Raw genomic sequence first — 12,191 nt, forward strand, 5'->3', positions numbered from 1 at the left:
AGGGCTTTTATCCCCATTTGCACAGACGCTTCCTTGCTTCCGCCTATTTCGGTTTGCAGGAACGAGGTCTAGAACTTCTGCCAATGCCTTGAAGGGGATTCGCATGCTTCGTCTGAAACACTGCCTGCCTGTCGTGCTAAATGTTGCTCTGATCGCCGCACTTGCGATGCCGGTGACCGCGGTCGCACAGGAAAAGGTCGTTCCGCAATCAAAGCTCGATGTCCAGCTCTCCTATGCGCCGCTGGTCAAGCAGACCCGTGGTGCGGTGGTCAACGTCTATGCCGAGCGTATGGTCCAGCGCCGTGCCAGCCCGTTTGCCGGTGATCCCTTCTTCGAACAGTTCTTCGGTCAGCGCATGCCGAACCGGACCGAAAAACAGTCCTCGCTGGGGTCCGGCGTCATCGTCGAATCGAACGGCACGGTGATCACCAACAACCACGTCATCGACGGTGCGGACGACATCAAGGTGGCGCTGGCTGACGGGAGGGAATTCCCGGTCAAGGTCGTGCTGAAGGACGACCGGCTCGATCTCGCTGTATTGCGCTTCGAGACCAAGGAGAAACTGCCTTTCCTGCCGATCGCCGATTCCGACAAGACCGAGGTCGGTGATCTGGTTCTCGCCATCGGCAACCCCTTCGGCGTCGGCCAGACAGTCACCAGCGGCATCGTCTCGGCTTTGGCCCGCAACCAGGTGACGGAAGGCGATTTCGGCTTCTTCATCCAGACCGATGCCGCGATCAATCCGGGCAATTCCGGCGGCGCGCTCGTCGACATGAAGGGCGAACTGATCGGCATCAACACGGCCATCTTCTCCAAGGGCGGCGGCTCGAACGGTGTCGGCTTTGCCATTCCGGCCAATCTTGTCCGCGTCTTCCTCGAGGCTGCCGATCAGGGGGAGGCAAGTTTCGAGCGGCCCTATATCGGCGCCATTTTCGAGCCGGTGACCTCGGAAGTCGCAGAAGCGCTGGGTCTTCAGACCGTGCGTGGCGCGCTGGTGGTTCGCGTGGTGGAAGACGGCCCGGCCGCGAAGGCGGGCCTGAAGCCGGGCGAAGTCATCACGGCCGTCAACGGCATTCCCGTCGAGCATCCTGATGCGCTGGGCTACCGCCTGACCACCGCCGGGCTCGGCAAGACGGTCAAACTCTCGGTCAGCGACAATGGCAAGAGCGGCGAAATCGACCTTGAACTGGCATCCGCGCCGGAAACCCGGCCGCGCGACATCAAGCTGATCGAGGGCCGCAGCCCGTTTGCCGGCATGCGCGCCGCCAATTTGTCGCCGCGTCTTGCCTATGAGCTGCGCATGGCGTCCGAAGTGACAGGCGTCGTCGTCACCGAAGTGGTGAAGGGCTCGCCGGCAGCCCGCCTCGGCTTTGCCCCCCGTGATATCGTCGTCGCGATCAATGGCGCCAACGTCAATTCGGTCGACGATCTGGTCGCAGCCGCCGGCAGCGATGCCAGCTTCTGGCGGGTCGAGATCGAGCGCGACGGACAGCGCATTCGGCAGATCTTCCGATGAGCGACCTGTTCGCCTCGCATGTTCCGAAAGATATCGCCGAGCGGCGGCCGCTGGCCGACCGCTTGCGGCCGAAAAACCTGTCGGAAGTGACGGGGCAGGAGCATCTGACCGGGGAAGATGGCGTGCTGGCCCGGATGATCGCGTCCGGTTCGCTCGGTTCGATGATCTTCTGGGGTCCGCCCGGCACCGGCAAGACCACGGTCGCCCGGCTTCTGTCGGGCGAGGCGGGGCTGGCGTTTGAACAGATCTCGGCGATCTTTTCCGGCGTCGCCGATCTGAAGAAGGTCTTCGAGGGCGCGCGCATGCGCCGCATGGAAGGCCGCCAGACATTGCTTTTCGTCGATGAGATCCACCGCTTCAACCGTGCCCAGCAGGACAGTTTCCTGCCGGTGATGGAAGACGGAACCGTGATCCTGGTCGGTGCCACGACGGAAAATCCGAGCTTCGAGCTCAATGCAGCGCTTCTGTCGCGTGCCCGGGTGCTGACCTTCAAGAGCCATGACGAGACCAGCATCGAGACGCTGCTGAAGCGCGCCGAAGACACCGAAGCCAAGCCGTTGCCGCTGGATGAAAACGCCCGCGCCGCACTGATCCGCATGGCCGACGGCGATGGCCGCGCCTCGCTGACCCTGGCCGAGGAAGTCTGGCGGGCGGCAAGGGCCGGCGAGATTTTCGACACGGAAGGCCTTGCCCGCATCGTCCAGCGCCGGGCACCTGTCTATGACAAGGGCCAGGACGGCCATTACAACCTGATCTCGGCGCTGCACAAGTCGGTGCGCGGCTCCGATCCGGATGCGGCCCTCTATTACCTTTGCCGGATGTTCGATGCCGGCGAGGATCCGCTTTATCTCGGCCGGCGGCTGGTGCGCATGGCGGTGGAGGATATCGGGCTTGCCGATCCGCAGGCATTGGTGATCTGCAATGCCGCCAAGGATGCCTATGACTATCTCGGCTCGCCGGAGGGTGAACTGGCGCTGGCGCAGGCCTGCGTCTATCTCGCCACCGCGCCGAAATCGAACGGCGTCTATGTTGCCTACAAGGCCGCCATGCGCGCGGCCAAGGAACATGGCTCGCTGCTGCCGCCCAAGCATATTCTCAATGCGCCGACCAAGCTGATGAAGGCGGAGGGCTATAACGAAGGCTACCGCTACGACCACGACGAGCCGGACGCCTTTTCCGGGCAGAATTATTTTCCCGAGAAGATGGGCCGCCAGCAGTATTACGATCCGCCCGAACGCGGCTTCGAACGCGACATCAAGAAGCGCCTCGACTGGTGGTCGAAGCTGCGTCGCGAGCGCGGCGAGCCGTAGGGCAGGTGGGGTGCGTCGAGCGGAAAGCCCCGCTCAGGAGGCCTTCTGCTTCGGCGCGGACGCCGGTGCCGCGAGCATCTTGACCTTGGATTCGGCCAGGCCGTGATGGCCTTCCATGTCGACGATCAGGTGCCAATGGGCGCTTTCCGGGATCACCAGCTTGAGCGGCGATTTCTTCGCCACGCCGCCGATATATTTGAAGTCCAGCGTCTCCTTGAAGCGCTGGAAATTCGCCGGCGTCATCAGGCGCACATTGTTGACGGCCGACAGCGTCACCTCGATGATGGTTCCGGCGCGCTGCTCCTTCAGGTCGTAGTGGGTAAAGCGGAAACTCGGCTTGGACACGCTGCTGCTCGCCTCGGTGGTGTTTTGACTGGTGCTAAATTACAGGCGACCGGTTAACGAAAAGTTTGCCAAGCGGTGCACGGTTTTACGCCGGTAGGGTTGGCTACTCACGTTTTCCCGTAGCCCCCCTCTGGCCTGCCGGCCATCTCCCCCACAGGTGGGGAGATCGACCTGGGGTTGGCCGCTCGTTCAACCGGAAATCTATCTGCAGTCGAATGACCGGTGCAATGGGGCGATTGCTGACCGTCCGTTGATTTTGCCTTTGCACTGCGGTCACCATCCTCGCCCTTGTGCCGAGATCTCGGCTGATCTCCCCCCGTGTGGGGGAGATGTCGGCGGAGCCGACAGAGGGGGGCGAACTGGCGCTGGCTGCTGCGGGTAAGGGAAGGCGACCTACACGGTTCGATCCTCGATCATCCACCCTTCATCCTCATCCCAAAACTTCAAAAATCCCACGCCAATTGACCGGTCGGATTGTCCTCCTCCGGGGGTGATGGCAGTCTCGGACAGGGCGCCGGAAGCAGCCTCTGTAAGTTTAGTATGTGGCTCCTTCCGGCGCCCCGTTCGGCGATTTTTGCCGGTTGCATGCGTCTCTCTGGCAAGGCGGCGCTGGCTTTGAGACCGAAGTCTCGTCGTCAATCGGGCTCGGGTCCAAAACGTCTCGTAAAAACGTCCTGGCCGGGTGCCCGGGAGGTTTCAGGTTCTCGGCGGATGTGCGCACATACCGACCTGACCCTCGCCCGGGGAGCGGGTCATTTACGACCGCAGCTCCCGCCGTCTTTGTCACCGGACCCGATCAATCACTCGATCAATCAGCCAGGTCCGGCGCCTTGTTTGCGTGCCGCTGAGGCACGTCCGATGGCCGTTGGGATCGAGGTTGGCTCAAACCATCCGAGGTCTTTGCCATCCACCATCCCTCCACCGGAGGGAGACCGTTGCATCCGGCCCGGAGGGTCTGGCCAGCGACAGCCGCGCCCTCCGGCGCCGGTTCCGCTTCGCCGGGCTCGCAACACCCGGTGTATCCGAAAGCGGAACGGGGTGAGTATGGCACGGGTGGAAACAAGGGGGATGAACTGGGGTGTGTTTTGTTGAAAAGGTTGGGGGATTTGGAAAAGTCATCCCCGCGCAAAGGGCGATTCTGGCGGCGGGGCGGGGGCGGGCGCCCGCAGGTTATGCGGCAGGTTTCATGCTGGACGCGCGATGGACGTCAAGTCGAAGCAGGCCTATGCTGGAGATGCGGCCGTTTGCCCGGTTGCGGCGCGACGGAGATGGCCGTTCTGCGGAACGGATCGCTGCGTCAGGCATTGATCCCATGCATTGATCCCACGCATGGATGGCAGTCATCGATGACAGGCATGCATGACAGCATCTACATCCAACACTCACCCCCACAGAAGGAGAAGACCCCATGGCCATTCAGAAATATGGTTCGGCCCACTGGACAGGTGGCCTGAAGGACGGTCTCGGCAAGGTATCGACCGAAAGCGGCGCGCTGAAGGACCAGCCCTACGGCTTCAGGACCCGTTTCGAGGGCGTGGCCGGCAGCAATCCGGAAGAACTGATCGGGGCCGCCCATGCCGCCTGCTTCACCATGGCGCTGTCGCTGCAGCTCGAACAGGAGGGCCTGAAGGCCGACAGCCTCGAAACGAAGGCGACAGTGTCGCTCGACAAGGTCGGCGACGGTTTCGAGATCACCGGCATCGCGCTTGCCCTGCATGGCAAGGTTTCTGGCACCGACCAGGCGACATTTGCCGCGATCGCCGAAAAGGCCAAGGTCGGCTGCCCGGTGTCGAAGGCGCTGAAGGCGGTGCCGATCACGCTAAGCGTGACGTTCGGCTGATTGGCAGCGGGCTGACTTTCGCCGGCAGGACAAACACACTGCCTGCGGCGTCCGCCGATTTCGGCCGGACGCCGTTTTTCTGTCAGAACGTCACCTTGACGGAGGCGGCACTGCGGGTTGACGGGCCGTGAAAGACGGCCTCGATATTGTTGCCGTCCGGATCGAGCAGGAAGGCGGCATAGTAGCCCGGATGATAGGGTCGCTCTCCGGGCGCGCCATTGTCCATTCCGCCGGCACGGAGCCCGGCCGCGTGCGCGGCATCGACCATGGCGGCATCGGCGGCCTGAAAGGCGAGATGATGGCGGCCGGTCAGCTTGCCAAGTGCGGCATCGCTGTCGGCAGTCGAGACGAACAACTCGTCGGCCTAGAAATAATCCGCCGTCTCGCCGCCGATCGGAACGCCCAGCACCTCGAAGATCGCCGCATAAAACCGCCGGCTGGCCGGCAGGTCGCGAACCACCAGCTGGATATGATCGATCAACCGGCCGCGATGCAATTCCTGCGTTTCCATGGCTTCCTCCTCCTGGCGCTTGCTCCTGGCGCTTGCATGAATCTAGGTGCGTATGGCGGGGGCTTCAATGGGGGCAGCGCTGGACGGTTAGGCATTGTCGATGGCGCGAGACGCGGCTTTTTTCCTGTCACCACAGCTCATAGTACAGGTCCCGCCACTCCGGATTGATGCTCTCGATCAGTGTGATCTTCCATTTGCGGTACCATCGCTTCAGGGATTTCTCCCGCTGGATGGCGGTGCCGATGCGTTGATGTTCTTCATACCAGACGAGCCGGTTACAGCCATATTTCGTCGCAAATCCGGGCGTCAGGCCTTCCCGGTGCTCGTAGATGCGCCGCTCCAGATCGGACGTGACGCCGATATAGAGCGTGCCGTTCTTGTGATTGGTAACGATGTAGACGTAGCCGGCCATGGTCAAATGTTCGGCGTCGCGGGCAGGGCCGTCAATCCTGGCTTTTTAGGGGGATTGCGTGTGGATCCTCGCCTCAAGGGCGAGGATGACGGAGTGAGGGGAGATGCGAGGCCGAGGGGCGGGGCCGATGGGCGATCGAGGATGGGGAGGGCGCAGGTGGGAGATGGATGGGCGCGAAGGTTGGCTTGGACCAATGTCGCTCCCAAGACCACTGTCATCCTCGCCCTTGAGGCGAGGATCCATGCGCAAGGTGGACGGGGTCTGGCAAGGTGGGTACGCATGACGGGACGGCGTGCGATGTCCAAGCGGGACGTAGCGCCTGAGCTGCTGCTTGCGACTGGATCCTCGCCTCAAGGGCGAGGATGACTGGAGTGTGGGGGATGCGGGCGGCAGACGAAACGTCGAAGGTGAGGAGAGCGCAGGTGGGAGATGGATGGGCGCGAAGGTTGGCTTGGGACAATGTTGCTCCCAAGACCACTGTCATCCTCGCCCTTGAGGCGAGGATCCATACGCAAGGCGGGTGATTGGCGATACGGATGCCGGAGAAGGAATGGGTTCACCTGAACGGACCCTTCCCGGGGCTGGCGCTTGAGACTGGATCCTCGGGTCAGGCCCGAGGATGACTGGAGTGTGGGGTGATGTGGGTGGCAGACGAGATGCCAAGGGTGGGGAGGACTTAGGTGCGATCCGTGGACGTGGCGTTGGCTTGGGGCAATGGCGCTCCCAAGACCACTGTCATCCTCGCCCTTGAGGCGAGGATCCATACGCAAGGTGGACGGGTTTTGACAGAGTGGTGCGGATGACGGGGCAGCGTGCGATTTCCAAGCGGGACGTAGCGCCTGAGGGGCTGCTTGCGACTGGATCCTCGCCTCAAGGGCGAGGATGACTGGAGTGTGGGGAGAGGCTGGTGGCAGACGAGAGGTCGAGGTTGCTTGGCGGTGGTGATGTCATCGCGCGAAGGTCGGCTTGAGGTTTGGTGCCAACGGAACCGTGCCCCTCTCCAGGAAAATCTGAAGTTTAGGCGGCTTGCGCTCGCCTAAGCCTTCGATTTTCCGTCCTCCCCCGCATGGGGGGAGGTGGCCGTCGGCCATGTGTTGCTCTTCACGCCCCACAATCAAGCGCAAGCGTAAGTCGGCACGTCTGTCAATTGAACCTGATCCTTGTTGGCGATTTCGAGAGCTTGGCGGTACGCGGTACGCTTGCTTTCGCTGAAGATATCGTCTCCAATTTCACAAACGACGGCCTCTATAAGCTTCACGAGATTGCGAAACTCCGGGGCTTGAGCCTTAGGAGCGTACTTCCGTATATAGAAATTTCTGAAACCCTTGAGAGTGAAGCCAATCGGCTCACGCTCCTCCATGGAAACGATGAGAGTCAAAAATTCATCGATCCTTCGGTAAATATTTGGAACATCTGATCGTACGTATTCGAGGCAGTCGGATTCTTCAAAGTAGATAGCCGATGGCTTATACGATCCGACGCCATCAATATTGTCGAAGTCGTTCATCACCAAATTCTCTGTCGGTACCTGTCTCTAAAATCGATGGGTAACAACGCATCCGTTGGGTCAGCCTCTACAAAATGCCAATGGGTTACCACCCCGACATTTGGCACTGAATCTGTAGCCAACCCGCGTCGCGTTCGTGCTGCCGGTACGTCACAGCGAACGTAGGTAATATGCACCAAATCGTCGGGCACGTCTACGAGCTTAAGGCTGCATGCCATATCGGGAGCGTATGTAAATCGCTTCGTTGGCTTACTTACTAACGCATAGCAGTCAAATCCACGATCATCATCGGCGAGTGGTCGCTTCAAACCACGGAAACATGCCGTGGCATCTGCCATCGAGACAAGCTTGGGGTTTTCTAGGTGTTTGGCCCATTTGGCCCGGGCGTTTGGGAAAGGTGGAATCTCACCTACGACGCACGTCCACAAATCTAGAAGGGGTTGGCGCCGATTTACTGAAAGCGCCTTCTGCACATCGTTCTGAGCCACTCGATAGAATGCGGCGAGATTTCGGTCTTGAACGGATCTGGCCAAAACAGTTGATGGCACATCCCGCCAAAGTGGAGGGGGATTGCCCCCTCCATCAATGACTTGAAACTTTCGGGAAGGTCGACGCAGTTCCATGCTGATTTCTCCTTCCCGAAGATCCTCAGCTGCACCCACTCGTGCTTCCGCACGTATCGCACTTCTCGCAAGTCCCATTCCGCACCATCGTAAAATTCTGGCACTCCGAGCACATGTTGCCCGTGTAGCCTTGCGCGATCGAGCGCATGCGGCGGGCGGCTTCGAGTTTCTTGGCTTCGGCCTTGGCGGCTTCGGCTTCGTCGGCAGCGGCATCCGAGAACAGGCCTTCCTCGGCGATCTCTTCGGCCAGTTCGACGGCGCGCTCTTCATAGTCGCGCTTGAACGAGACCACTTCCGAGGTGGCGATCGCGGTCGTCACTTCCAGCTTGCGGGCGGCGCTGCCCGAAGAGGAGAAGGCGGTGACGGACGAGACCGAGGCCTTGGCGGGGGACGCGCTGGCGGCTCCCTTCGGCTCGGCCGACATCGGCTGGTTGGAGACGAGCGTCGGCTTGTATCCGCGGGTCAGACCCTTGGAAACGACGTCGGCCTTGCCTTCCTTGACGCCGCGGCCAAGCGCCGTGGTCGAGAAGTCGGACGTGTCGACATGGGCGAGGTCGCTGCGGCCGATATAGGAGATCGCCAGTTCCCGGAAGACATAGTCGAGGATCGAGGTGGCGTTCTTGATCGCGTCGTTGCCGGTGACCATGCCGGCCGGCTCGAACTTGGTGAAGGTGAAGGCGTCGACATATTCCTCGAGCGGCACGCCATATTGCAGGCCGAGCGAGACGGAGATGGCGAAGTTGTTGATGAAGGCGCGCAGAGCCGAGCCTTCCTTGTTCATGTCAAGGAAGATTTCGCCGAGGCGGCCGTCGTCATATTCGCCGGTGCGCAGGAAGATGGTGTGGCCACCGATCTTCGCCTTCTGGGTATAACCCTTGCGGCGGGCCGGCAGCTTTTCCTGCTCGCGCACGACACGCTCGACGATCCGCTCGACGATGCGTTCCGTGATGGTCACGGCCTGGGCGGCCTGCGGCTGGGCCAGCAGTTCCTCGACACCGTCCTCGTCATCCTCGTCCTCGATCAGCGAGGCGTTGAGCGGCTGGGAGAGCTTCGAGCCGTCGCGGTAGAGCGCGTTGGCCTTCAGCGCCAGCTTCCAGGACAGCATGTAGGCGGCGCCGCAATCTTCGACGGTCGCTTCGTTCGGCATGTTGATCGTCTTGGAGATCGCGCCCGAGATGAACGGCTGGGCGGCCGCCATCATGCGGATATGGCTTTCGACCGAGAGATAACGCTTGCCGATCTTGCCGCACGGATTGGCACAATCGAAGACGGCCAGATGCTCGGCCTTCAGGAAGGGCGCGCCTTCGAGCGTCATCGCACCGCAGACATGGATGTTTGCTGCCTCGATGTCCTTCTTCGAGAAGCCCATGTGGTCGAGCAGGTTGAAGCTCATGTCGGCGAGCTGCTCGTCGGAGACCTTCAGCGTGTCTTTCAGGAAGTCGACGCCGAGCGTCCACTGGTTGAAGACGAACTTGATGTCGAAGGCGGCCTTCAGCGCGCCGTTGACGGCTTCGATCTTCTCATCGGTGAAACCGCGGGCCTTGAGCGTCGAGGGATTGATGCCCGGTGCCTGGTTCAGGTTGCCATGGCCGACGGCATAGGCGTCGATCTCGGCGATCTGGCTTTCCGAGTAGCCGAGCGTGCGCAGCGCTTCCGGAACGGCAGCGTTGATGATCTTGAAGTAGCCGCCACCGGCGAGCTTCTTGAACTTGACCAGCGCGAAGTCGGGCTCGATGCCGGTCGTGTCGCAGTCCATGACGAGACCGATCGTGCCGGTCGGCGCGATGACGGAAACCTGGGCATTGCGGTAGCCGTGCTTCTCGCCGAGGGCCAAAGCCTTGTCCCAGGCCGCCGTTGCATGGGCGATCAGGGCCGGATCGGTGCATTCGGCGTGGATCAGCGCGACCGGATCGACCGACAGGCCTTCATAACCGGTGGTCTCGCCGTAAGCGGCGCGGCGATGGTTGCGGATGACGCGCAGCATGTTCTCGCGGTTCGGCTTGTAGCCCGGGAAGGGGCCGAGTTCCGAGGCGATTTCGGCAGACGTCGCATAGGAGACGCCGGTCATGATCGCGGTCAGAGCACCGCAGATGGCGCGGCCTTCGTCGCTGTCATAAGGAATGCCGGAGGACATCAGGAAGCCGCCGATATTGGCGTAGCCGAGGCCGAGCGTGCGGTATTCGTAGGAGCGCTCGGCAATCTGGCGCGACGGGAACTGCGCCATCATCACCGAGACTTCAAGCACGACGGTCCACAGGCGCACGGCATGTTCGTAGTCGCCGATGTCGATATTCTTGGTCTTGGCGTCCTTGAACTGCAACAGGTTCAGCGAGGCGAGGTTGCAGGCCGTGTCGTCGAGGAACATGTATTCCGAGCACGGGTTGGATGCGCGGATCGGGCCGGCAGCCGGGCAGGTGTGCCAGTCGTTCATCGTCGTGTTGAAATGCAGGCCCGGATCGGCCGATGCCCAGGCGGCGTAGGAGATCTTTTCCCACAGGTCGCGCGCCTTCAGCGTCTTCATCACGCGGCCGTCCTTGCGGGCGGTCAGGTTCCAGTCGCCGTCGCTTTCGACGGAGCGCAGGAAGTCGTCCTTCAGCGAGACGGAATTGTTCGAGTTCTGGCCGGAGACGGTCAGGTAGGCTTCCGAATCCCAGTCGGTGTCATAGGTCTTGAACTCGAGATCCTTGTAGCCCTGCTGGGCGAACTGGATGACGCGCTTGACGTAGTTTTCCGGAACCTGGTCCTTCTTGGCAGCCTTGATTTCGCGCTTCAGGGCCGGGTTCTTGTTCGGGTCGAAGCAGTCGCCGTTGTCGGCTTCGCAATTGACGCAGGCCTTCATGATCGCCTTGAGGTGACGGGCGACGATCTTCGAGCCGGTGACGAGGGCTGCAACCTTCTGCTCTTCCTTCACCTTCCAGTCGATATAGGCTTCGATATCCGGATGGTCGATGTCGACCACGACCATCTTCGCCGCACGACGCGTCGTGCCGCCCGACTTGATCGCGCCGGCAGCCCGGTCGCCGATCTTCAGGAAGGACATGAGGCCGGACGAGCGGCCACCGCCGGACAGCTTTTCGCCTTCGCCGCGCAGATAGGAGAAGTTCGAGCCGGTGCCGGAACCATACTTGAAGAGACGGGCTTCGCGGACCCACAGGTCCATGATGCCGCCTTCGTTGACGAGGTCGTCCTCGACGGACTGGATGAAGCAGGCGTGCGGCTGCGGATGCTCGTAGGACGACTTCGACTTGGTGAGCTTAGCCGTGAACGGGTCGACGTAGAAATGGCCCTGGCCCGGGCCGTCGATGCCATAGGCCCAGTGCAGGCCGGTGTTGAACCACTGCGGCGAATTCGGTGCGACGCGCTGGGTGGCGAGCATATAGGCGAGCTCGTCCTTGAAGGTCAGGGCATCGTCTTCCGAGGTGAAATACTTGCCCTTCCAGCCCCAATAGGCCCAGGTGCCGGCCAGGCGATCGAAGACCTGGCGGGCATCGGTTTCCGAGCCGTAGCGTTCGTTTTCGGGAAGCGAGGCGAGCGCCTTCTCGTCGGCGACGGAACGCCAGAGGAAAGACGGAACGTCGTTTTCCTCGACCTTTTTCAGGAACTTCGGCACGCCGGCCTTGCGGAAATACTTCTGCGCCAGGATGTCGGCAGCCACCTGGCTGAACTGGTTCGGGACGTCGATATCGGCAAGACGAAATACGATTGAGCCGTCGGGATTCTTGATTTCGCTGATGGCCTTGCGAAACTCGATCTCCGCATAAGGAGATTGGCCCGGTTTGGTAAAGCGGCGTTCAATGCGCATCTGCCTGTGTCCCTCGATCTGGAAGCGCCGTTTGGCGCGAAAAAGCCCGCCCGGCTTCGCGTCCAAAGCGCGCAGCCGGTTGTTTGTTCATCTCGTCAGGTGAGTCATCCGGAGATGGTCAGTCCTGTATATAGTGTTGATGGTGGCTGCAAACACTAAATATAGTATTAACAGTTTCTTTCCGCCAGCCCCAATCCCCTGTTGCGCGGAGAAAGATCGCACAATTTTCCCACCGGGGAGGACGTCGTTAAAACGCCATTCCACCGTGCCGAAAACGCGTGACAATGTGTGATGAAACCCGGCCTCGTTCATGCCCGGTTCGTCG

7 protein-coding genes and 1 pseudogene are annotated in these 12,191 nt (G+C 61.3%); 3 read left to right on the top strand and 5 right to left on the bottom strand.

Annotation, left to right across the window (positions count from 1 at the left end):
- Positions 1-103: 103 nt before the first annotated feature.
- Both IM739_RS10995 and IM739_RS11000 read left to right on the top strand, forming a co-directional pair.
- The gene (locus tag IM739_RS10995; RefSeq protein ID WP_237367814.1) at positions 104-1,516 is read left to right on the top strand and encodes a DegQ family serine endoprotease; all 1,413 of its coding nucleotides are present in this window, start codon (positions 104-106) and stop codon (positions 1,514-1,516) included.
- Positions 1,513-2,826 (top strand): replication-associated recombination protein A, encoded by a 1,314-nt coding sequence (locus tag IM739_RS11000; RefSeq protein WP_237367815.1) that lies wholly within the window; start codon positions 1,513-1,515, stop codon positions 2,824-2,826. Before IM739_RS10995 ends, IM739_RS11000 begins: the two co-directional genes overlap by 4 nt.
- Before the next feature lie 33 nt (positions 2,827-2,859).
- On the opposite strand, the gene IM739_RS11005 is transcribed toward IM739_RS11000, so the two are convergent.
- Positions 2,860-3,171: a DUF1883 domain-containing protein gene (locus tag IM739_RS11005; RefSeq protein WP_237367816.1), complete on the bottom strand. Its 312-nt coding sequence runs from the start codon at positions 3,169-3,171 to the stop codon at positions 2,860-2,862.
- A 1,408-nt stretch (positions 3,172-4,579) separates the two neighbouring features.
- On the opposite strand from IM739_RS11005, the gene IM739_RS11010 reads away from it, so the two are divergent.
- Positions 4,580-5,011: an OsmC family protein gene (locus IM739_RS11010; protein ID WP_237367817.1), complete on the top strand. Its 432-nt coding sequence runs from the start codon at positions 4,580-4,582 to the stop codon at positions 5,009-5,011.
- A gap of 82 nt (positions 5,012-5,093) precedes the next feature.
- Here the strand turns inward: IM739_RS11010 and IM739_RS11015 are convergent.
- The 4 genes and pseudogenes from IM739_RS11015 to IM739_RS11030 form a co-directional block, all read right to left on the bottom strand.
- Positions 5,094-5,522, bottom strand: a pseudogene (locus IM739_RS11015) (VOC family protein).
- A 127-nt stretch (positions 5,523-5,649) separates the two neighbouring features.
- On the bottom strand, positions 5,650-5,934 hold the full coding sequence (locus IM739_RS11020) for a GIY-YIG nuclease family protein (RefSeq protein ID WP_237367818.1): 285 nt from the start codon (positions 5,932-5,934) through the stop codon (positions 5,650-5,652).
- 1,114 nt (positions 5,935-7,048) lie between these two features.
- A complete protein-coding gene (locus IM739_RS11025) occupies positions 7,049-7,441 on the bottom strand; it encodes a hypothetical protein (protein WP_237367819.1) in 393 nt (130 codons plus the stop codon).
- A gap of 648 nt (positions 7,442-8,089) precedes the next feature.
- Positions 8,090-11,866, bottom strand: a complete 3,777-nt coding sequence (locus IM739_RS11030) for a vitamin B12-dependent ribonucleotide reductase (protein WP_237367820.1) — start codon at positions 11,864-11,866, stop codon at positions 8,090-8,092.
- Positions 11,867-12,191 lie beyond the last annotated feature (325 nt).

Source organism: Rhizobium sp. SL42 (genome assembly GCF_021729845.1).
GTDB lineage: Bacteria > Pseudomonadota > Alphaproteobacteria > Rhizobiales > Rhizobiaceae > Allorhizobium.